We start from the raw sequence: 22,986 nt of genomic DNA on the forward strand, positions 1-22,986 counted from the left end.
AATTGCGCCGCAACTGCGATCTGTCGTTCCTGCCAATCAGGGGGCTTTGTGCAAAATCTTCAAAAGGTTTTAGCTAATTAGATTCAATACATCGTTGGTGGTTGAAAAAAGTGGATTGAGTTTTTTGGTGAAACTTAAATGTAGTCATATTACTCATTCCACCAATCAGGCAGCAGCGCCTTAATTTGGGATTGTCCGAATCGTTGATCCAACAGCCATAAATAACCGGAGTCTGTTTGATTGCGAATCACTCGGCCGGCGGCTTGAATCACTTTTTGGATGCCGGGGTAGGTGTAAGTAAAATCATAACCTTGGCCAAATTGCTCTTGCAAAACGCCGCGCAAATATTCGTTGATGGGATTTACTTGCGGCAAGCCCAAAGTTGCAATAAAAGCGCCTTTGAGCGCATCGCCGGACAAATCAACGCCCTCGCTAAATGCTCCACCCAACACCGCAAGGCCTAACAGGTTATTGTGTTGATTGAACTGCTCGATAAAGTTTTCCCGTTCCTGTTCGCTCATGCGTCGCGACTGAACAATAAGTTGTATGTCTTGCTGAGCCAAACGTTTGCGTAGTTGTTGTTCTGCCTGCTGCAGAAATTCATAACTGGAAAAAAACACCAGTGCATTACCCGGTTCTTCGTGTAATTGTTGCTGGATGATTTCGCACACCGGTGCTATTGCTGCCTGGCGATCTTTATAGCGTGTCGATAAGTGATGGGCGATTTTTACCTTGAGTTGATGCGCGCCAAATGGTGATGGAACCTTAATGTGTACGGTGTCCTCCGGTAATCCCAGTAGTGTTTGGTAATAATGGCTTGGGTGCAGGGTGGCAGAAAAAAAGCAGGCACTGTGTGCAAAGCTGAGCCGTACTGCTAACTGCTGTGCAGGAATTAAATTGCGCAGCGTGATTATTTCCGCTTTGCTGCCAATTGCCTGCATGTCTATACAAAAATCTTCATCAAGAATGTCTCCAATTCGCTGGTAATTAAGTGCGGCAAAGAAGAATTCTTGCGCAATAGATTCCTGAATTGAATGCTCTGGATTCTGCTGTAAAAATTCGCTATAGCTATTGGTAAACTCTACCAGAGCTTGCCCGAGTTTTTCGGGTAATATTTCTATTCGGACGAAATCATCTGTTACTTGCGTTAGTTTTTTTAGTAGGGATAGCCAGGCTTTGTTAATTTTTTCCAGCGGCTTTTTAAGCGCAGCGGGTGCAACTTTTTTGGCGGCGAGCAGCTCGGCGCGATTCAATTCGGCGCTGTACATGCTGCGCCCACGTTCAATCAAATTGTGGCTTTCATCCACTAATAGGTAAGGGTTCCATTCAAATTGATTGGTTAATCCCAATAATAATGGTGTGCCATCAAAATAGTAATTCACATCGGCCACCACTATATCTACCCAGCGGCTCATCTCCAAGCTCAAATAAAACGGGCATATTTCAAATTGATCAGCGAGTTTATTTAGTGCTTGTTTGTTCAACATCGGGGTAGCAAAAGCGGCCTGTCGTGCAGCCTCCAGTTTGCTGTAAAAGTCCAGTGCGTAGGGGCAGGAATCGCCACGGCATTTTTTATCCGGCTCCAGGCAGGCTTTTTCCTGGGCCGTAAGCTCCAATGTGCGCAATGGTGCTGCTGCAGCACTGGTAATAAGTTGGATATTTTCCAGTGCTAGTTGTTTGCCGGTTGTTTTTGCAGTGAGGTAAAAAATTTTATCGACTGGCGTGCGCGGTATGGATTTAAGAGCAGGAAAAAGTGCTGCAAGGGTTTTGCCGGTACCGGTTGGCGCTTCTGCTAATACGACCCGACCAGTGGCGGCCGCTTTATAAACGGCTTCCGCCATGACTCGCTGCGAAGCATGCATTTCTCCGTATGGAAATTGCAGTTGTTCCAGCCATTGCTGTAATTGATGGCGGCGCTGGTTCAATTGCGTTTGCCATGTGCAGTATTTTTCGGCTAGAAGTTCGAAGTATTTTTGCAGTTCACTGGCTTTCCAGTTCTCTTCCAACAAAAATTCGGTTTCTGTTGCCAGCTCAAAATAAATCAATGCCAAATTGACTTGGTCGCAACCATTGAGTGCACAGTACATCCAGCCATAACATCTGGCTTGCGCCCAATGCAGGGCGCGATGATTCTCGGGAATGCGATCCACATCGCCATAAAATGTTTTTATCTCGTCAATGCAGTGGGCGGCGGGGTCGTAACCATCAGCGCGGCCGCGAAAAGTGATGCCGTTGTAGCTGATGCTTAAACTCATTTCGGTTTGGTAACCTTCCCCGCGCCTGGAGGTAACTTTTTTGTGGCCTTCAATACCTTCTTGGCCTGTTGGCGCGGGGGTAAAACGCCGATCCAGACTGCCGGTTTTTGCGGCAAATTCCACCAGGGTTTTAACAGCAACTGATTTTTGTTTCTCTGTAGCCAATACAGGATTAGGCCCAGCGGACATAACACACCTCCGCGGGAATATTATGCTGTGAAAAATACTCCAGCCAGCGCGCCTGATTATCCTGAATGCGGTCGCCCGGTCCTTTGATTTCAATCATGCGATAGGTTTGTTGATCCGGGAAAAACTGGATTAAATCGGGAAAGCCGCTGCGATTATTTTTGATGTCAAAAAGTAATCGTTCGAAAATGACACTGAGGTGCGCGGCAGGAATGCATTGCAAAGCGAGGTCTAGTAATTCCCGGTCGAGCAGGGACCAATTTACAAAGTAATTGGTGATTCCATTTTTTGTTTCCCAGTAGTGGATGAGATGGGCCTGATATTGGTTAGTGGTAAATAGCGCGCGCAAATGCGCAATGCCGGGGCGATTGCGAGTAAAGTTTTCCTGATACATATCCAGTGGCGCCGCTTGAAAGGGATTAGTAAAGGCACCTTCGATATCGCCAAACATTTCTGGCCACAACCATAAGCCGAATAAGCTGCCGATCAATGCGTTTTCGACATACACGCATGGAGCATTGGGGCCGTCCAGCGATAAGCGCGCAACTTCTTCTACTCTTAACGTATTACCTTGTGCATCTTGCAGGGGCGAAAGGGGCAGGTGTTGTTCGTAAATCGTTGCCGCAGTTTTTTTTGAATAGGTGATTCCTAACTTTTTGGCGAGCCGCGGCGCGATACGCTGCGCTACTTGCAGTTCCTGTTCATCCTGTGGGGTTGCAAGCAGTTCAGTGAGCAGTTGCCATGCGCCGGAAAAATCACCTTGTTTTTCCAGCAAGCGAATACGTCGCTCGCGTGCTGGAGATAAATGACTTTGCTCGTACAGTTGAGCTGCCTGCAAATATTCGCCAGCTCGTTCTAATTCATAAGCAAGATGGTTAATTAATTTGGCGCGTCGGCGTTGTAACTTTTCGTTTGCACTTGCGGCAGGTATTTGCTCGACGATTTGGGTGAGCATTGCGGTACTGGCATCCGCGTCAAGCTGCTCTCGTAACCGCACCAGTTGTTGATATTGGATTAATTCGTCGCGGCTTTTAAAGAGTCGATGGCGATGGTCGATTGAATAATTTTCGTAGCGAAATAATCCTAAATCCTGCAACACAAATTCGGTGAGGTCCTGATAGGCGTTACCAAAAAATAACAACAATAGTGTTTGGATAATGGCTTGGTTATCCAGATAGTAAGCGTCGCCAAATTGATTACTCGTCCATAATTGCCAAGGTTGCGGTGCAGAAAAATGAGTGTGCAGTTCCTGAATCAACACTTCCTTGCGCGCTTGTTTCATAGCGGCAAGCTGGGCGCTGAATAACGCTAATAATTCCGGTTTGGTCAGTGCGTTTGCCAGGGCATCGAGGCTAATCGGAAAATCCCTGTGTAATAAACCTGCATCAATCAGTTGCTGTGCGCTTGAATCCAGGTTGGCGATTTCGGTGTAATCCAGTTTGTCGCGCCGAAACAATGGTCCTTTGCGGCTGGACAAGCGCACCAGCAAGCACTGTGCACCGTGTTCCAGCGTATAAAACGTTTTTATAAATCGCTGTTCTTGCTCGTCTAATAAATCCGCGTAGCGCTGGTACACCCAATCGAGCAAAATGCGAAAATTATTCAGGTAATAATCGGGCGCGAGGTCAATAGGGTGACGAGGTGGATTGTTCATGTGCAATGTCTGTGCGGATTCGGTGGTGAGCGCAGATCCTGCTGCATGAAATGTTACTGTTGTTATATACAGTGTACCTGTTTTTGGCTGATCGTCATATTGATCGTTTTCCCCCCTCAGTGATTTCGTCACCAGGTTGCGCATCCGTATTGTCCTGAAGCGGATGGTTTTGATTTTTCCCCCGAAATTTGTTTCGCGCGCATTCCCCGGTTTTTCTCCCTAAACGAAATCCCTTTCGTTTCCCGCTGTTTTTATTTTTCCGGATCTATCGGGTTTTTAAAAATAAATTCTTTTTCCTCAATGACTTAGCGATTTTGGTTGAGCCGGCTTGGGCGCTGGCATAGCGGTTGCTCTAGTCCCTTTGCAGTTATCTGAAGGGATTTTCCAATGCTGATGTTGGGCAAGGCTAATTCCGACTGAACAAATTATTTGATCAATTGGAGGAAACATCATGTACCAGCAAGAAAATGCTTTTGAATTCAACGCGGAAGCCAATGTATTTGAAGGAGAGCAATTCGAATACGAGGAGGAGTTTGCCAGCAGTGGCGAGGTTTTTAATGAAGGTGAGCTGCTGGAGCTAACCGCTGAATTACTCGAGATCAACAATGAGGAGGAGCTCAATTATTTCCTCGGCAAATTAGTAAAAAGGGCGGCCGGTGCTATCGGCAAAGTGGCGCGCTCCCCAATCGGCCAGGCGTTAGGTGGCGTCTTGAAAACCGTCGCCAAAAAGGCGTTGCCTATTGCGGGTGGTGCTTTGGGTGGTTTTGTGGGCGGGCCTTTGGGTGCAAAGATTGGCAGCAGCCTCGCGGGTTACGCCGGCAGTGCATTGGGGTTGGAGGCGGAGTTCTTGAATCAGGAGGATCGCGAATTTGAAGGCGCTAAGCAATTTGTGCGGATAGCGGGCGATACCGTTAAAAATGCCTTGGCCGCACCGGGCAATACCAGTCCGCAAATTGCCGCTCAGAATGCGGTGATGCAATCCACTCGCGTATTCGCACCCGGTTTGTTGTCCGGTGCCAGTCCGCGTCGCAGCTCGAACAGCACCAGCGGTCGCTGGGTGCGTCGTGGCCGCAATATCGTTCTTTTGAATGTGTAGATAAGGAGATTGCCATGCACGATATAGATCGCACGTTTATGGAATACTCCCCAGAAACAGAAGCGTTTGAAGGTGAAAGCTTTGAGTTCTCCGCACACGAATGGAGTGGTGAAAGTGCGGAAGTTTTTGGTGAGGCCGAGATCCTGGAGTTGGCCTCCGAACTCCTGGAAGTGACCAATGAAGCAGAGCTGAATCATTTTCTTGGTGGCTTTATCCGCAAGGCTGCCAGTGCTGTGGGCACGGCGATTAAGTCGCCGGTTGGTCAAGCCTTGGGTGGAGTACTGAAAGATGCGGCCAAGAAGGCACTGCCGATTGTGGGAGGGGCAGTGGGACGCCATTTTGGTGGTGATACCGGCGCCAAATGGGGGGAGCGGATTGGCTCCGGTGCCGGAACTATGCTGGGCCTGGAGACTGAGGGCTTAAGCCATGAGGACGAATCCTTCGAGTTGGCCAAGCAATATGTTCGCTTTGCGGCCGATGCAGTGAAAAACGCATCGACCGCTACCGGTGCCAACCCCGCCAGTATTGTGCAGCAGGCGACTAACCAGGCGGCGCAACGCTTTGCACCCGGATTAATTCGTGGTAGCGGGCCAGCGATAACCCGAACCGTCGCTGGGCAATCCGGTCGCTGGGTGCGTAAAGGCAATCGCATCATTCTGTTTGGAGTGTGACGGCCATGGCACTCCCCGGACCCACCGCTTTGTTCCTGGAACAGGAGACCCGCGCCCTGCTAACCCGGCTGGGCAGGGTTAAATCCTTCGCATTACAGGAAACCATGTTGCCTGCGGCCAGCTTACTACCGGAATCCCAGACGGCCATTGAGAGGGTATTGGCTCAGGGGCGAAGTGAGTTGCGCAGGCGTGCCGCTGATTTTCTGCAATGGTTGAAGAGCCCGGAAGGGAAGGGCGTTACTGCCGAGGATGCGCATCGCCGTTTTATCTTCTTGCGCTTGCAGTTCAACGCGGTGCTAAACAAGTTTGATCTGTTCAACGATGTCATCACCCAGCGCAGTGAAAACGAAACCGGGGTCTGGCTGTCGGGGTTGGACGTGGCTTCAGCCGATGCCTTGCATCTTCCCGGTGGCTATTACCAATCCCCGCCAGTGATTTGTTATCTGGATCGCGGAGTTGGTGCGGCCATTCGCCGGGCGCGTACGCGCTTGCCGGGTGGTGGGGTGAATCCGGTGGCGGTGATCCGGGTTCCGCGCGAACGCATGATTGGTAACGGCATAGCGTCGTCGCTATTTCATGAAGTTGGCCATCAGGCTGCTGCGTTACTGGATCTGGTGAACTCGCTGCGTCCGGCATTGCGCGAGCAACAAGGCATGGCGGGGCCGGCACAAACTGCTTGGCAACTCTGGGAGCGCTGGATTTCCGAGATAGTGGCAGATTTCTGGTCGGTTGCCCGTGCGGGCGTGGCTTCGACACTTGGCTTGATGAGTGTGGTTGGGTTGCCGCGGCCATTTGTGTTTCGGGTGGATACGGAGGATCCGCATCCTGCTCCCTGGATTCGCGTCAAGTTGAGTTGTGCCATCGGGCGGGCACTCTATCCGCATCCGCAATGGGACAGGGTGGAAGCGCAATGGAACTCCTATTATCCGCTGGCAGGCTTGGAATCGAAAAAGGCGGAGTTACTTAGAAAACTGGATGCGCATATCCCGACGTTTATCAATCTACTAGCAAACCATCGCCCACAAACCCTGCGCGGTCGTTCGCTAAAAGAGGTGATGCTTCTGGATGAGCGTCAACCTTCGCGCTTGAAAATCCTTTATCAAACCTGGCGCCGCGATCCGGCGCAGATGTACCGCGCTCCTCCCTCCCTGGTTTTTGCCGTTATCGGCCAGGCCCGCGCCGATAGCCAATTAACACCGGAAGAAGAAAGCACTGTGTTGGGAAAATTACTGACGCACTGGGCGTTGCGCAGCACGCTGGATGTTTCAGCCGTATGCGCGCTGCGCCCGGTTTCACAAACTGTTTTGCAAAAAACTGTTAGCTACAAACCAATGTTAATGAGCCTTGGCTCGGGAGGATAATATGTCGCAAAAAATCAAAAAAGGAGCTGCGGTGGATCTCTACATTTATGTAAAAGATTCCAACCAGAAAATTAGCGTTAAGGATGGCACGCTGGTTTTACGTGAGAAGGATTCTGACAGTGATGACTACAAATATGCAGACATTCAAAATGGCCGTTGCATATTTCCGCAGTTGAGTCACGGCACCTACGAATGTTTTTTTCCGTACCCGATCCAGGCTGAGTTTTTTTCGGGCGGAATCGGATGGGCTGTGCCTTGGTGCGAGATCTCCATTGAACCTACCGAAAAAAGCCCTGAAGAAATTGATTTTGAAATTTCATCAAAATTATTTGTTGAAATTAATTCAAAGCTTGATAACACCTCATCGATCAGACTCGATACTTCAGATAGCTCAATAGCTTTTTATCCGGTTGGTGAGCGAATTTTCGCGCAGCTCAAAAATGCCTGGGACGATTTGACCGTTAGTTCCCGGGATGCCCAGTGGAGGAATCTGCCTGATAGTAAGGTGGATTATGAATCCCGTTTCACTTCCCCTGGGAAATATCAAATTGATTTGTCCATTAGCCTTGAACCGCTGACCGTTGCAAATACTGAGGAATTAAGAGTCATCGGTTCAAATAATGAAACTGGTGTTTCGGGAGGTATTTCATTAGCCGGTGACAAACTGAAACCCCTGGCGATGAACGTTGTGAATTCGGTAGATATCGTGGAGCAACAACCTGTTCCCGTAACCGCGCGTAATTTTACGGTGTCCCATGCGCGGCGAGTTGTTGAACCTACGCAGCCGATGAGTTTTTTTGTGCAGCTACTGAATAGCAGTAAATCAATCGAGTTCGGTGCATACCAAAACTTTATCAATCGTGTGTTGTGTGCAGACCCATCAACAGAAGATGTTAGTCCTTACGGAACCAAACTCGCGCGCATGAAAAGTGAAGTATTCAGTTTTGGTGTGGGTTCTTATGAATTACTGAAAACAGCCACTGAAATTTTCTTATTGTTGAATGGCAGCATCACCCTTGAGCAAGGCGGTGCGTTGAAATTGCCGTTGCACAAGAATCTGGATTTGGGCGATTACTCGCGCGTTTCCCAGGGTGAATGGGCATCGTTGTTTGGTAATTACCTGGGTGAGAATCGCAAGTCTTATATACAGCATATTGTCGATACTGCGCTGCCTGATTATTCCGTACCGGATAAAGGCAAAGACCCGCGTTTTTGTACCGATATCTTGATTCGTTCGCGCGTGAATAATCCTTGTTTTATGGAATTGATCTGGAACTACTGGCATGAGGAAGCAATGCTGGTACAAACGATTAATGCGATTAGCCGCCGCTTCCAGAATTTACGCGCGCCCGGTGAGCGTGATCCGTTGGCGCATGTGGAACTTGATCCACTGCGGCCCATGAACAATATCCTCTGGGGGTATGTGGAAGAAGAGCGTGATCGCCTGTCGATTAAACGCCGCGCCTATGAGTATCAGCACCAGTATGGGTTGGAGCTGTACGGTAAAGCGGTCACCAATTTACGTCCGGCAGACAATCGCTCCAAATTCCTGGAGGCATTCCATAATCTGTTGAATAAATGTGCGGATTATTTTCGCGCCAAACAGGACACTACTGTGGATCCGGATGGTTATCCCATGCTGCATGCAATCCAGGAGCTGAATTTGATTTTAGCCCATGGTGCGCACAACCAGTTCGGTGATCTGGCCTGGACTTCCCGTGTGGAAATGTTGATGCAGGAGTGGATTCTTTCCCGTCCGGAAATTCGCGATTTCCTGCAAAGCCGCATTATGGTGCCGCACAAGGAAGCGTGGATGCCGCAAGTGGACACCATGAAAAATATGCAAGGCTGGTCTGATGTTCCTGCAACACATTTCCGTGATTTAGGGGTCATGGGAGAACAGATCCTGCTCACAATTCGCTGGCACAACTGGTACGAAGTGACTAACGAGGATGAGGCCAAAGGTTGGGCGGATTTGATGCGCCCCTACATTCAAAGCTACATCCACGCCTATCGCGCCGTAACCGGAGTGGACCTGAGCGCGGCCGATGGAGTGGATTTCACCATGCCTTCGGTGTTGCTGCGCAAACGCCTCGCCATGCAGCACGCTCCCCGTTGAAGGGGGGCTTTTATGCCTGACTTTACGTCTGCGCTTTATCTCGGATTGGGCCACACCAGCCGCAGCCTTAAAGGATGGGATCAGCTTAGCTTGGGGCGTCCCGCCCTTCTGGAGGAACCGCCCGGTGCTGAGCAGGTAGCGACAGATCTGAGCCAATTGCAGGGGACGGAAACCTCGGTTTTATTACCGTCCACCCTGCATTTGTTTATGGATGCGTTTGAGTGTTTTGCCACTTCTGGAAGCGCCATCTATCTGGATAGCGGCAATTACCCCATCACGCGTTGGGGAGCAGAGCGGGCGATGTTGCGCCGCATTCCGTTGCGCCATTTTGCCCGGCACAACCCGCGTGATTTACTCCGGCAGCTGACGCTGGGCGCGCGCGAAGGTTTACGCCCATTGGTGGTGGCAGACGGGATTTGCCCGGCAACAGGCCAGTTGGTTCCGCTGGGTGAGTACCTGGAAATCGTGCGCCATTTTGGGGGCTTGCTGATGATAGATGACACTCAGGCATTAGGTTTACTCGGGTGCAATCCGGATGGGCTGGCTCCCTATGGAAGCGGGGGCGGGGGAGTGCTCCGGTACTTGGGATTGACCGGCCCGGATTTGCTGGTGGGAGCATCCCTCGCCAAGGCATTTGGTGTCCCCGTCGCCGTTTTGTCTGGTAGCCGCCGTTTGATCCGGCAATTCAACGCGCAGAGTTTGAGCCGTTTACATTGTAGTCCACCGTCGGTTGCGGTTATCCAGGCCGCCGCCCGGGCGCTGGTTGTGAATAGCCGTTATGGCGATGAGCTTCGGGCGCAGCTGACGGAAAACATCTGGCGTTTTCGCCAGGGAATGGAGCAGTTGGATATCGCTGTCGATGGCGGTTTGTTTCCGCTGCAAACACTGGCAACACAACCTGGACTATCGGCGCTGGAATTGCACCGCGCATTGATGCAGCGAAATATCAGGTCGTTATTGCTGAAGCCGCGCGCCGATTCCCCGGCTCGATTGGGATTTGTCATTAATGCCCGGCACAGTGCGAGAGACATAGACTCCTGCGTGAAATGCCTGGTACTAACGCTGAATTCACGCAGGCAGGAAACGCGTAAACCATTAAACAAATAAATTACACCGATACACTCGGAGGTGAATCATGTGCGATGAGTTGCAATCGAATTTTGAAGCGGAATATGTAGCGGGCGAGTGGAGCGATGAAGCCGATGAAGTGCGCAATCAGCGCCGACCGCCGGGAGCGCGGCGCCCTCCGGTGCGCCCACCAAAGTATTCGCGTCCGCGAGTGGGAATTGCTTACGTTAAGCGCGGTGGTTTTAGTGCAGAACCTTATGCAATCGAAGCCGGTGGCAGTGAAAAAATTCGCTGGATACAGGAATGCCTGAATCACAAATCGGGCTTGCAACTACCCGTGAATGGCATCGCCGGGCGCGAGACGCGCAGTGCTATTCGTGATTTCCAGCGCAAACAAGGCGTGCGTGTGAATGGATTAATCGATCCGGATACTGAACGGGCCTTGCGCGAATTTTGCCGGCAAGCGGATGCGCAATTTGTACGGGCACCAACGCAAGAAGAAATTGGTCATCCGGACCAGGCGAAATTTGATATCACCCTGGAATGGGTCAAACACGGAAACAGTTATTTGCATCCACTTGACCAAGCGATAAAGCGTGTCGGCCAACATCAAGGTGGGGTATACATCATGATTGGTGATCCCAAATCAGGTTCAAAAAAATCGGCGAAGGTTTGTGGCTCGTGTACGAAAGATTGTGTTTTGAAAGTCGGGATTGCCGAAGAATTTCGCAGCCGCTTTTTCGCTTACCTGAAGCCGAGTAACCAGTGGCCTAACCAATGCTCGTGGGACAACTTACGGGTGTATATGGCAACGATCAAAGGCTTCTATAATCTTGACCGCCATGTGGAACGGGCGCTTGACCAACTGTTGCGAAAAGTGGGTAAACAGAACAGTCGATACTTGCTGTCAGGTAGCCGGCCTGTGGGTAAACAAAGCGTTAATTCCGGAGTGACTATTCACAACATATTGCCTCCTTCATCGCCACTATTGGTTGATGCACGCCAGCATTTTTCCGGGGACAATCTGGTGCTGAAAAAAGGAAGCGTGTTTAGTGCGGAGACGGAAATACAGCCCGTAGACGCACCTGTTAATTTAAAAAAACGCTGCTCTTGCCAGACGACAAAAAAATGCACCTGTGATCGTTGTACCGCTAAATCCTGCCAGAACTGCGGTACTTCTCCTTGCCAATGTGGAACCTGCTCGCCCGGTTGTTCCTGTGCGCGTTGTAAACAAAAACGTGTACGGGGAAACACCAGTGGAAACTGGCAGCGTTATGGCAATCAAATACAGGTTTTGGGAGTCTAGCCATGATTATCGATTCCCATTGCCACGGTGTTGCCGGTTTCGGTTTGGAGGACCCCTGGACCGGCGCATCATTGCTTGCGCGTTATTTGCAGCGTGCGCAAGCAGTGGGTATCACCCACAGTGTGGTGTTCGCCAATTTCCACGCTGATTACGCGCAGGCAAATCGCACCGTGGCGCACTTCGTCAAACAATACCCTGAACGGTTAATGGGACTCTGTTATTTACACGCGCAACGCGATAAAGGTCGAATTTTTTCGATGCTGAAAACGGCGGTGGAGGAATACGGTTTTGTGGGTATTAAAGTCCATCGCCATGACGCGCGCATTAGTGCAGAAATTTGCGAAGCCGCACGAGTGTTTAAAGTGCCCATTCTCTACGACGTGGAAACCGAATTGACTGTACTGGATTGGTTGGCGCGCGATTATCCTGACCTGAATTTCATCGTGCCACACTTATCCAGCTTTGCGGAAAAATGGCGTTCGCAAACGTTGTTTTTGGATCGTTTGGAAACTTACCCCAATTTATACACAGATACATCCGGTGTACGTTTTTTTGATTTGCTAATGCGTGTGGTGGAACGTTGCGGGCCACAAAAATTATTGTTCGGCAGCGATGGTCCCTGGTTGCATCCGGGTGTTGAATTGGCCAAGGTCAAAGCGATGGGATTATCACCTGCTGATCACGCCATGGTGTTAGGGGGAAATTTTTTACGCTTGACCGGATTACAGCGTCCCGGCCCGCGCCAATTACGCATAGCAACACAAAAACGCTCTGCCTAGGCTTCGCGACGTGCGGCGCGGCGCAATTGCAAGGTGCGATCAGTAACACCCAGGCGCAATGCCGCTTGCTGAAGGTTGCCTTCTGCTTCTTCAACCGCAATACGAATGGCGGTTTCTTCCGCCATTCTGCTCAGATCCTTCAATCCGGCTCCGTGCATCAAGCCACGGCGTATTGCCAATTCGAAACCGCCTTCATACCAGACTGCATGATGGTGGTACCAGTGTTCGCGATCGTCCGGCGGAATGCAACCGAGGGTGATAGCGCCTTTTCCGGCATGGCGGCACATCAGCCGCATCACCACCTGGCGAAGGTCGCGAATATTGCCTGGGTAGGTGCGGTTTAATAAATATTCTTCGACGGCGTCATCCATTTCAAATGCGCAATCTGTCGTGGATGCTGCACGTAAAAAATAGCGTGCCAGTGGCAAAATGTCTTCCGGCCGCTCGCGCAATGGCGGTAACTGGCAAACAAAACTGGCGAGGCGAAAATAAAGGTCTGCACGGAATTCACCTTTTTGTACTTGCGCCCACAGATTACGGTTGGTGGCACACACCAGACGAAAAGATGTGCGTTGCCAAACATTGCCGCCAACTCGTTTATAGGTTTGCTCCTGGATGACACGCAACAATTGGGTTTGTAAATGCAGCGGTAGCTCGCCCACTTCATCGAGAAATAATGTGCCCTGATCGGCCAATGCAAAGGCACCATCGCGCGCTGCTACTGCGCCGGTAAATGCCCCTCGCTCATGGCCAAAAAATTCGCTGCCCGAAAGCTCCGGCGTAATCGTACTGCAATCCAGCACTACTAATTCTTTTTTAGGTTTGCGACGATCCAATTCGTGTACGAGCCGCGCAACCAACTCCTTTCCCGTACCACTTTCACCTTGGACAAGCACTGGGGCGTCGGTAAAGTGCGAAACTTCAACCAATTGCCGCAACACATTTTTCCAAGCTGGACTTTCACCAATCAGGTTCGATGTTACGTATGGCGATTCGAGCAGGTTATCAACCGCTTCCCAACGCAAAATTCGCGCAAGAATTTCATCGATAATTGATTCCGAGTTTAGCAACCCCAGAATATCTGTTGCACCGGATTGCATCAATGTACGGGCATGTTCAGGAATGAGTTTGTTGCAATGGATCGCCAGCAGGCGATTTTTATAATGGCGGCATTCCCTGGAGATCAAATTGCTTAGCTCATCGGAAAAATGATCAAAAACCACCAGCCCAACACCATCTGTTATCCCTGATTCAGGGTTATGAATTTTTATCCCGCGTTGCGTCAGTTCCGCCGCGATTTTTGTAGCGGCAATATTCTTTTCCTGCGCTAATAGAAAACGCACCCATATCGTAAGTGCCACGCTAACCTCCCTTTGTGAGTCACAAAAAGGCGTGTTGCCTCGCAATTTTAATAAATTTTTTACGTTTAAGCCGATAATTGTCTGTCGCTGGCATGTCCATAAGTACTTGGTGAATGGATCAAAGTAATGTGCCATGGAGGCAAATGAACTGGAGATCCTTATTTTGCAACCGTCATTCTGAGCTCCCCAGCATTTTTTATTGTGTGGAACTAATCAATTTAATCTCAGATATTTTTTTAGGTGTTTTAATGCCAGTATTTTTACTCGGAAAAATTTTTCCGCTGCAGAGGTTTTGCTTTACAGTATTAGTGCGGCGGCGTTTATTGGGCGCTATTTCGAGGAAAACAAGGCTAAGTACTTCTTGGCAGCTGCGCATCCCCTTAATGGGTGGGGAGCAATGGATTGTGTGAAGTATCCGTGAATTCTTGGGGGAAATAGTCGCACTGACGCGAATTCTGGCTAAACTTGTTGAAGTCTTGTATCCAATGTTCAGGGAATTATCATGAAAAATAAGTCTAATTTGTTCCTGTTGTCTTCTTTATCCCTTGCGCTGCTGACGTTGCCTGGCTGCGGCGGAGGTGGTGATACTGAGAAAGCGCCAGCGCCTACTGGCCCGGATATTTATCAAGTGGGTACTTATCCCCGCTTTGACCCTATAGTTTCTGATCTTCCTTTTAACACCGATTTGATTTTTGCCAAGGCCAAAGATACCGATGGAACGGCAGATTTGGGTGCCCCAACTGATCCCGTGCGTGCAACCATGAACCAGATGGATGGGTTTTCGTCGTCAGCGTTTTTTGATGTGCTGATTAGTGGCAGCGTGACTCCGGCGAGCGCCATTGCCGGGAAAACCGTATTCCTCGTGGAGCTGAACGCGAACGGTAAAGATGCGCTCGATCCCGCCAATATCGTGGGTGTCACTGGGCTGGCCAGCTTTGATGTGCAGGTGGTATCGCTGGATGGCGGCACCAATAATACCTTGCGTATTCGCCCCACCAAACCGCTCAAACCCAAATCCAAGTATCTTGTGGTGCTGACTAACGATCTTAAGGACGGCACCGGTGCCGCCTTGACTCGCTCCTGGACATACAACGCTCTGCGCGATCCTGGCTATGAAACCTTGACCGCGTTAGTTTCGGTGCGCAATGCAATAGTCGGATGGGAAACTATTGCCAGCAAATTTCTGGCGGCGGCCAGCGGCGGCCAACTCACTGAAGCAGCAGCCAAAGAAAAGTTGGTGCTGACTTATACCTTCACGACTACCGATCCGGTTGCACCTTTGGTCGCAATGGCTGCGCCCCGTGCAGCTATTGCTGGTACTCAAATCGCGGCGGGTGTTCCTGCTTCAACAGCGGTGGCGAATGCGATGCAGTTGGAAGGCTACGGGCTTTTATCAACGCCTACCGCGCGGGAGCTGGGCGTTTCCGGTCTGACCGGAATCGACTTCAACATGTTCAGCAGTGCGCTTGCCTCTGGTGTGGGCAAGCTTTACACCGGCTACATCAAGCTGCCTTATTACCAAACGGCGGCAACGGGTTTGGCCTTTGGCGAATATTTGAAGCGCAGCTGGAAGCCGGATCTCACTCTGGCAGGTGCATTGGGTGTAACAGTACCTATGGATGTTGATGGCAGCTATAACGTGACTTATCGCTATCCATTTGCGGCAAAGACTGGCGATGAGTCGGTGCCCCTGCAAGTGACACTGCCGCAGGATAACTGGGTGCCAGGGTATGCGGGAGCCGCAAACTGCGGCCAAATCTATGCAGCTACCGGCTACCCAACGGTGATTTATGTACACGGTATTACCAGCGACCGAGCCTCGGTGCTGGCCCTGGGTCACACTCTGGCGAGCCGCTGCATCGCGACAGTGGCGATCGACTTGCCGGTGCACGGAGTTCCAGCGAATAGTGCTTTGGTCAATGTACTGAATGTGGAAAAAAGTAAATCGATTCCGTTTGCCCAGCTTTATGGTGCCAACGCACCCCATGAGCGTCATTTCAATGTGGCCGGTTCCGGCGGCGCTCCCGCACCTATGAACTTTACGACACCTGGCACAACGGACGGCTCTGGTGCGCAATTTATAAACCTCGGCTACTTAGCCAACACGCGCGATAACAATCGTCAGGCGGTGATGGATTTGCTCAATCTGAATGCGAGTTTGGGCAGTGTGGATACCGAAATGCGCAAATCAGTCGCAACTGGGCTGGATTTGAATCGTGTGTATGTCGTGGGTGTATCGCTGGGCGGTATTCTGGGCAGCGTGTTTGCCACTGTTAATCAGGTTGCTATCGCCAATGAAGCCAAGCTGGGGCTCACCTCTAAACTGAAGCCAATTCGCGGGTTGATAACCAGTGCGGCGGGTACACAAGTGGCTCAGGTGTTGGTTAATTCCATGAGCTTTGCGCCGGTGATTAACGGTGGTTTGGCAAATAGTGGTGTAAATGTTGGTACGACTAACTATGAGCGCTTCCTCTATGCCGCGCAAACCGCGATGGATTCCGGTGATCCGGTTAACTTTATGGAGACATTGGCGAAGCTGGGCGTACCAGTGTTAGTACAGCAAATTAATAATGATGCGGTGATTCCGAATGGTGCAGCGGGTGCGCCGTTGATGGGAACCAAAGCCATGGCGAGTTTGTTAGGTGCTACTCAACTGGGGCTTGGGGCAACGCAACTGGGCCGTGGTTATGTCAAGCATACTGCGGGTGGTCATTCGTCGTTGTTGCGGCCTGAGGGCGGCGCGCCGCAGGTTACCGCGGAATTGCAAACACAAGTAGTAACCTTTGTATTAAACAACGGCAATGTTTCCGTTGGCGGCGGTGCCCCAAACAATATTGAGGCGCCCGCCAACTAACTGTTGTGCATAGGTCGAAACAAACCCCGGTTCTTCCGGGGTTTGTTTTTTGTACAGCGAGAATTTACGCGCAGCTGGCGCAATAACTGCTTGTGAATAAGGTAAACTGCCGCCACTTTTTTGCAGCCCTGCAGCTTCGCACCTTGCTGTATTAATGAGCTGATTAGTTGATGAGTTGATACCTATGACCCCACGCAATTATTTGTACCTGCTAAAAAAATACGATGAGTACCAAGCGCAAATCGAACGCCTGCTCGAATCCATTGTGACATCGTTATCGCCGAATAAATTGGAAACGTCCAATGATCATTTGAAGGAGGTGGTAAAACGTTTGCACGATTCTTATCCCTTCGTAGAATTAATTTATTGCCTGGACGAAAAGGGGATTCAAACCACCGAGTCTGCGGCGTCACCCACAGTACCTGATCCAAAACGCCGCGAGCCGGGCTTGGGGTCGGATCGCAGCAATCGCGTTTATTACAGCAAGGCGCGCGATAATGCCGCGACAGCGACAGTCACGCAGCCCTATCTCTCCAGTGCTACCCATCAGTTGGCGATTTCGGCAGTGCAACGCTTTATCGATGGCAATAACGCCACACGTTATCTGGTAATTAATTTTAACCTGGAAAAGCTGATTACTTTTTTAAACGGCGATAGTTTGCGTCGCGCTGTACATCCGCTTTTTCAATTGGTTTACGGCATTATTGGCGGTATGTTGGTGTTGGTGGCGGGGCTGTTGTTGTATTCCGCGGGCAGCTCATTGTTTGAAGTAGTGCACGAGCATACCAATACGGCGACCCAGGCATTTCATTTAGTGATTCTGGTAACGCTCGGTTTGGCTATTTTTGATTTGGGTAAAACGATTCTGGAAGAAGAGGTTTTACTTCACAAAGATATTCATCACACAGGTTCAACCCGTCGAACTATTTCGCGTTTTATGTCGGCGATTGTGATTGCGGTTTCCATTGAATCGCTATTGTTGATGTTTAAATCGTTACTTGGTGATGCAACCCATTTGAATTCTGCCGTATTAATGTTGTTTGCTGCTGTGGCGTTGTTGGTGGGCTTGGGGGCCTATCTCAAACTTACCAGTGAGAAAAAATAACTCCTCCCTGGTCCTCCCCTTAAAAAGGTGAGGGAATAAAAACTCCTCCCCCTTGCCAAGGGGGAGGTTGGGAGGGGGTAACGCCGGGAGGGTTAAATGTCCACAAAAAATAAAACTGCATTTGTCTGTAATGAGTGCGGTGCTGATTATAAAAAATGGCAAGGCCAATGCACTGAGTGTGGGGCCTGGAACTCGGTAACAGAAGTGCGCCTTGGGCCAACGCCTTCCAATCGCTCGGCCAAATTTGAAGGTTATGCGGGCGGGGCGACCGGTAATAAAATTCAAACGCTCGCTGAAATTGCACTGACGGATGTGCCCCGTTTTAGCAGTGGTGCCGGAGAATTCGATCGCGTGCTGGGCGGCGGGTTTGTACCCGGCTCGGTTGTGTTGATTGGTGGTAATCCCGGCGCAGGAAAATCAACACTCTTGCTGCAAACCCTGTGTAATCTCGCACGCGTCATGCCTGCACTCTATATCACCGGCGAAGAGTCGCTCCAGCAGGTGGCCATGCGTGCACAGCGTTTGGGTTTGCCCACGGACCAATTGCAAATGCTGAGTGAAACCAGCGTTGAATCTATTTGCGCAACAGCGCAGCAGGTTGCGCCTAAAGTGATGGTGATCGACTCCATTCAGGTGATGCATATGGAAGATATTTCTTCCGCCCCTGGGTCGGTTTCACAAGTACGCGAGAGCGCGGCCTATTTAACGCGCTTCGCCAAGCAAACTGGCACAGTGCTGGTGCTGGTAGGTCACGTCACCAAAGATGGTTCGCTCGCAGGCCCCAAAGTGCTGGAGCACATGATTGACTGCTCGATTTTATTAGAAGGCGATAACGATTCGCGCTATCGCACCTTGCGCGGTAATAAAAACCGGTTCGGTGCGGTGAATGAATTGGGGGTGTTCGCCATGACCGAGCAGGGCATGCGCGAGGTAAATAATCCCTCTGCAATTTTTTTGCAGCGCGCGGAAGATGCAGCACCCGGTTCAGTGGTAATGGTGATGTGGGAAGGTACACGGCCATTGCTGATTGAAATTCAAGCCCTGGTGGACGACAGCCATCTTGGTAATCCACGGCGCGTGGCCGTGGGGATGGATCAAAACCGTCTCGCCATGCTGCTCGCCGTTTTGCATCGCCACGGTGGAATTATGGTGGGCGATCAGGATGTATTTGTGAATGTGGTCGGCGGTGTAAAAGTGATGGAGACCAGTGCTGACCTCGCGGTATTGTTGGCGATAGTTTCCAGCTTTCGCGATCGCATTTTGCCGCAGGATTTAATTGTGTTTGGCGAAGTCGGCTTATCGGGTGAGATTCGCCCGGTGCCCAGTGGTCATGAGCGTTTGCGTGAAGCGGCCAAGCACGGCTTTAAACGCGCGATAGTTCCATTTGCCAATGCGCCGCGTGAAAAAAATTTAGGAATTGAAGTGGTGGCTGTAAAAAATTTGCAAGAAGCGCTCAACGCACTTTAGTTAACTGATACTCGGTAAATTAATTTTCTCTTCGCAATTCAATGATCCGGCGGTCTATATGCCGGATTTTTTCTTCCGCCGCGCGAAAGTTGGGAATGCTTTGAAAGAGCTCATCCAGACTACCGTCTTGTTGGGCAAGCAGTAAGCCCTGTTCGATGCGTTTGGCTAATTCAGGATGTTTCTTGTTCAGGAAAAAATAGATCGGTTGCGGATAGTGAATCATCAAATTTTTTTCTGCTACTAACCCCAGATCCCGGTATTGCTCCAGTTCGTAGTCAATTTCTTGCAGGCTGCGCGCCATGTAGTCAAAACGTTTGGCGGCTAACATGCGGAACATAGCTTCAAACGAGTAGGAAGTGACGAGTGGCAAGTCATTGAATCTGTAGACCTGACTGTCGCTCCAATGAGTGCCCGAGCCAACTTTGAACTGGCGCAAATCTGCCAGGTTTTTAACCCTGTCAAATCTGGGTTGGTCATCGGCACGAATGAGAAGAACCCGGTATTCGTTAATGCCGCGCAGTAAATTAAAGCGCACAGGAATCAATTCTTCTTCGCGCGTTTTATTACTGCTACTCCACATAATATCGACCACACCTTGTTTCACTAGCAGTCGGTAGCGCTCGCGCCCCACGACTTGATCGTGGTGTGCAATTTGGTATTTTTCCGGGTTGGTTTCTGCCGTGCCGGCACTTTTGTCTAACGCCAACTGCAGCACCTTTTCGTAGTAGATACCTGTAGCGACAGGCTCCATAGCGCCGGGTGGAGGAATTACCAGTGGTATTGGTTGGTCGGCATGGCAACAGAGGCCAACAGCCAATAGCGATAAGGCGCAAACAACGCGCACGACTCTACACATAGTGATTACAGCGTTAGTGATCGTTTTCTATCAGCGTAAGCAGCTCGTAAAGCAGAGTCCTGTCGGCGGGAGTATCTGGCTGAAATTCAAAGCCCAGGTGTTGCTCGCGCACATGGATCAACCGGCCATGCAGATTGAGCAACTTCTTATTGGAGGTAACCAGATTTAACTCATCCAGTTTAACGTGTACCCGTAGGGGATCGCCTTTTTGTAACAAGTGTTCACTTAAAATAACCAACCGGGCACCCGATTCAGAAAGATCAATAACATGAGCTTCCCAGCTTTTGGTGGAATATTGTAATTCCGCCACGGCGCGCAGAGGGAAGCGCGGGTGGCGGCGTTTGTCCTCTGGTGGTACCTCATTGCTGGTGGTTTGCTCGGTCATTGGTTTTGTCAGCTCCGCGGTGATGGTTAGCGTTGTACACTCGGATTAATAGTCGCTCATTAATTCATTCAGCTCGCGCTCTGCTGCAGTCGCATCGCCCAGGTTTAACTCGATCAAACGGCGTAAGTGGCTAACGCTATCAATATCAATCGTAGTACACATCAACCCGGTTTGGTTGTGATGCTGGTGTGCAACACTCACGGACATGGCAATGCTGGTTTGGTCTGATAGCAGAATTTTCACCAATATCGGCGCGTCTTTTTTAACCTCGGCCGGTAGTTGTTGCTGGATCAGTAAACCCTTGAGTGAAATATCTAACAAACTGGCGCGCCAGTGGCAATCGCCCTGTGCCAATTCGACGTGGGCATCAAAAAGAATTCGGCTGAATTTGCGGCGCTCTTGGGCGCTTTGCGTTTTTTTTGTACTGGTCATTGTGGATTCGTAGTTCAATTTAGCTAAGGTCTGAGCTTCAGTGTAGCTGGCAACCGCCGTTTCGCCATGGCACAAAACTGTAGCAAAGTGTACAGATCTGTATTTTGCCGCGCGTGTGTTTGCCCGGGTTGCAGCCAAGCCCTATAATTCAGTAGTTTTTTATCTCATTGATCCTACAGCTAAAAAGACCAAATCCTATGACAGATTTTCGTATCGGCATCGACCTGGGCGGCACCAAAACCGAGGTTATCCTGCTCAATGGTAATAGCCAGGAGTTGTTCCGCACCCGTATTCCCACCGTGCGTGATGACTACAGCGCGACCCTGCGCGATATCGCGGGCTTGGTCGAGCAAGCTGAAGCGGCAGCGGGCCAAAGCAACTTGCCGGTAGGCATTGGTATCCCCGGGACGGTATCGCGCAAAACCGGTTTTGTTAAGAACGCCAACTCCACCTGGTTAAACGGCAAACCCTTTCAGAAAGATCTGTCTGAGTTTTTAAAGCGCGATGTCAAAGTTACCAATGATGCCAACTGCCTTGCCGTGTCGGAGGCGACCGATGGCGCTGGCCGGGGGTACGATCTGGTGTTCGCCGGCATTCTCGGTACCGGATGTGGCGCCGGTGTGGCCTATAAAGGTCAGCCGGTGGTTGGCCCCAATGGCGTAGCGGGTGAGTGGGGGCACAATCCCTTGGCTTGGACTTCCGAAGCGGATTTGAATGCGCGCCCCTGCTATTGCGGTAAGGCTGGTTGTCAGGAAACTTTTTTATCCGGCACCGGTTTGTGTCTTTCCTATCAGTTAATCACGGAAGAAAAACTCAAAGGCCATGAAATTGTTGCGCTGGCAGAACAAGGTGATGCAGTTGCTAAAGAAGTGTTGGCCAATTATTTCGATCAACTCGCGCGCGGCCTGGCGACCATTATTAATGTGATGGACCCGGATGTGATTGTGTTGGGTGGTGGTGCTTCCAATATCGCGGCGATTTACACTGAAGTACCCAAACTGTTGCCGCATTATGTATTTGGACGTGAGTGCGATACGCCGATTGTTCCGGCAGTGCATGGCGATTCGAGCGGCGTGCGCGGCGCCGCCTGGTTAAATCCAATTGTATAAGGCGCGCTTGGTGCTGAATGTTAAAAAGCCCATCGTTTATTCGATGGGCTTTTTATTTTTTGTGCTTGCCAATAGCGCGCTTGCGCAAACAGCGCCTGCACGCATCGCGTCATTAAATATTTGCATCGATCAGATATTGTGGGAACTGGTGCCCCATGAAAAATTGGTGTCCATTAGCTATCTCACCGCCAATCCGATTTGGTCGCCCATTGCAGAGCAAGTAAAAGGTATGCCGGTAAATCACGGTTTAGCGGAAGAAATTGTGCCGCTTGCGCCCGATGTTATTTTTGCGGGTGAGTTTGATCAGCGTAGTCCCATCGAATTACTGCAAAAATTAGGTAAGCGTGTGGAGCGTTTGCCCTTGCCGCGCACGCTACGTGATATCAATGACCAGATTCTACAATTGGCGGATATGGTGGGCGAGCGCGCGAAAGCCGAGCAGATGGTGAAAACCATCAGCGCGCAAATTGCTGAGCTACAAGCGGCGAAGCAGGGCAAAACGCCGCTCACCGCATTTTGGTATTCCGCCAATGGGGTAGTAATTGGCGATGGCACACTCGAGCATGAATTTATGCAGTTGGCGGGCTTGCGCAATTTGGCTGCAGAGCGTGGGATGTTTGGTTTTAATCAGCTCGACCTTGAATTATTGCTCAGTGCCAAACCACAAATTCTAATTGTGGAGCAGGGCAGTGATGATGCCTATTCGCTTGCGCGGGAGTACCTTTCCCATCCTGCCTTGCAGCATGCCGATTTTAAAGTGGTGACTTTGCCGGCGGGCTTATCCGGTTGTGCGGCGACAGTGATAGGTGATGTCGCAACCCAGCTTAAAAATTCGTTAGCGGAATAATTTATTCGCGTGATCGTTCGTGTCACAGTTCATTCGCGCGCTAGTTCACCAGCGATATTAATTAGAATACAGGTA

The 22,986-nt window shown here is 50.5% G+C and carries 18 protein-coding genes; 12 read left to right on the plus strand and 6 right to left on the minus strand.

Annotation, left to right across the window (positions count from 1 at the left end; translation table 11 throughout):
* Positions 1-149: 149 nt before the first annotated feature.
* Both D0C16_RS22715 and D0C16_RS22720 read right to left on the minus strand, forming a co-directional pair.
* On the minus strand, positions 150-2,444 hold the full coding sequence (locus D0C16_RS22715; RefSeq protein WP_151034476.1) for an ATP-dependent DNA helicase: 2,295 nt from the start codon (positions 2,442-2,444) through the stop codon (positions 150-152).
* Positions 2,428-4,095 (minus strand): VRR-NUC domain-containing protein, encoded by a 1,668-nt coding sequence (locus tag D0C16_RS22720; RefSeq protein ID WP_191968598.1) that lies wholly within the window; start codon positions 4,093-4,095, stop codon positions 2,428-2,430. Before D0C16_RS22720 ends, D0C16_RS22715 begins: the two co-directional genes overlap by 17 nt.
* A 451-nt stretch (positions 4,096-4,546) precedes the next feature.
* Here D0C16_RS22720 and D0C16_RS22725 point away from each other — a divergent pair, with 451 nt between their 5' ends.
* From D0C16_RS22725 to D0C16_RS22755, 7 genes are read left to right on the plus strand one after another with little or no spacing between them, the layout of a single operon-like run.
* On the plus strand, positions 4,547-5,191 hold the full coding sequence (locus tag D0C16_RS22725; protein WP_151034479.1) for a hypothetical protein: 645 nt from the start codon (positions 4,547-4,549) through the stop codon (positions 5,189-5,191).
* A gap of 14 nt (positions 5,192-5,205) precedes the next feature.
* The gene (locus D0C16_RS22730) at positions 5,206-5,862 is read left to right on the plus strand and encodes a hypothetical protein (RefSeq protein WP_151034481.1); all 657 of its coding nucleotides are present in this window, start codon (positions 5,206-5,208) and stop codon (positions 5,860-5,862) included.
* 5 nt (positions 5,863-5,867) lie between these two features.
* Entirely contained in the window at positions 5,868-7,223 is a 1,356-nt protein-coding gene (locus D0C16_RS22735) for a hypothetical protein (protein WP_225318821.1), read from the plus strand.
* A gap of 1 nt (position 7,224) precedes the next feature.
* Positions 7,225-9,342 (plus strand): hypothetical protein, encoded by a 2,118-nt coding sequence (locus tag D0C16_RS22740; RefSeq protein ID WP_151034482.1) that lies wholly within the window; start codon positions 7,225-7,227, stop codon positions 9,340-9,342.
* Between the two features lie 12 nt (positions 9,343-9,354).
* A complete protein-coding gene (locus D0C16_RS22745; RefSeq protein WP_151034484.1) occupies positions 9,355-10,449 on the plus strand; it encodes an aminotransferase class I/II-fold pyridoxal phosphate-dependent enzyme in 1,095 nt (364 codons plus the stop codon).
* 28 nt (positions 10,450-10,477) lie between these two features.
* Entirely contained in the window at positions 10,478-11,716 is a 1,239-nt protein-coding gene (locus D0C16_RS22750; protein ID WP_151034486.1) for a peptidoglycan-binding protein, read from the plus strand.
* Positions 11,717-11,718: 2 nt separating this feature from the next.
* The gene (locus D0C16_RS22755) at positions 11,719-12,495 is read left to right on the plus strand and encodes an amidohydrolase family protein (RefSeq protein WP_225318822.1); all 777 of its coding nucleotides are present in this window, start codon (positions 11,719-11,721) and stop codon (positions 12,493-12,495) included.
* Here the strand turns inward: D0C16_RS22755 and D0C16_RS22760 are convergent.
* Positions 12,492-13,856, minus strand: coding sequence for a sigma 54-interacting transcriptional regulator (locus D0C16_RS22760; protein ID WP_225318823.1), 1,365 nt, complete (start codon positions 13,854-13,856; stop codon positions 12,492-12,494). The genes D0C16_RS22755 and D0C16_RS22760 overlap by 4 nt on opposite strands.
* A 502-nt stretch (positions 13,857-14,358) precedes the next feature.
* Here D0C16_RS22760 and D0C16_RS22765 point away from each other — a divergent pair.
* The 3 genes from D0C16_RS22765 (at position 14,359) to radA (ending at position 19,282) form a co-directional block, all read left to right on the plus strand.
* Positions 14,359-16,710, plus strand: a complete 2,352-nt coding sequence (locus D0C16_RS22765; protein WP_151034489.1) for a hypothetical protein — start codon at positions 14,359-14,361, stop codon at positions 16,708-16,710.
* A gap of 184 nt (positions 16,711-16,894) precedes the next feature.
* Positions 16,895-17,815: a PDC sensor domain-containing protein gene (locus D0C16_RS22770; protein WP_151034490.1), complete on the plus strand. Its 921-nt coding sequence runs from the start codon at positions 16,895-16,897 to the stop codon at positions 17,813-17,815.
* Positions 17,816-17,911: 96 nt separating this feature from the next.
* Entirely contained in the window at positions 17,912-19,282 is a 1,371-nt protein-coding gene (gene radA / locus D0C16_RS22775; RefSeq protein WP_151034491.1) for a DNA repair protein RadA, read from the plus strand.
* A 19-nt stretch (positions 19,283-19,301) separates the two neighbouring features.
* Here radA and D0C16_RS22780 read toward each other — a convergent pair whose 3' ends face one another.
* Genes D0C16_RS22780 through D0C16_RS22790 form a run of 3 tightly spaced genes read right to left on the minus strand, consistent with a single transcriptional unit; the run spans position 19,302 to position 20,955 of the window.
* On the minus strand, positions 19,302-20,138 hold the full coding sequence (locus D0C16_RS22780; RefSeq protein ID WP_151034492.1) for an ABC transporter substrate-binding protein: 837 nt from the start codon (positions 20,136-20,138) through the stop codon (positions 19,302-19,304).
* Between the two features lie 13 nt (positions 20,139-20,151).
* On the minus strand, positions 20,152-20,523 hold the full coding sequence (locus tag D0C16_RS22785; protein WP_151034494.1) for a PilZ domain-containing protein: 372 nt from the start codon (positions 20,521-20,523) through the stop codon (positions 20,152-20,154).
* Between the two features lie 45 nt (positions 20,524-20,568).
* Complete coding sequence (locus D0C16_RS22790; RefSeq protein WP_151034495.1) at positions 20,569-20,955, minus strand: PilZ domain-containing protein; 387 nt, start codon at positions 20,953-20,955, stop codon at positions 20,569-20,571.
* 197 nt (positions 20,956-21,152) lie between these two features.
* Between D0C16_RS22790 and D0C16_RS22795 the strand changes: the two genes are divergently transcribed.
* Both D0C16_RS22795 and D0C16_RS22800 read left to right on the plus strand, forming a co-directional pair.
* Positions 21,153-22,064, plus strand: a complete 912-nt coding sequence (locus D0C16_RS22795) for an ROK family protein (RefSeq protein WP_151034496.1) — start codon at positions 21,153-21,155, stop codon at positions 22,062-22,064.
* 10 nt (positions 22,065-22,074) lie between these two features.
* Positions 22,075-22,911, plus strand: coding sequence for an ABC transporter substrate-binding protein (locus tag D0C16_RS22800; RefSeq protein WP_151034498.1), 837 nt, complete (start codon positions 22,075-22,077; stop codon positions 22,909-22,911).
* Positions 22,912-22,986: the final 75 nt, after the last annotated feature.

Origin of the sequence: Cellvibrio sp. KY-GH-1 (assembly GCF_008806975.1) — a bacterium.
Classification (GTDB): Bacteria; Pseudomonadota; Gammaproteobacteria; order Pseudomonadales; family Cellvibrionaceae; genus Cellvibrio.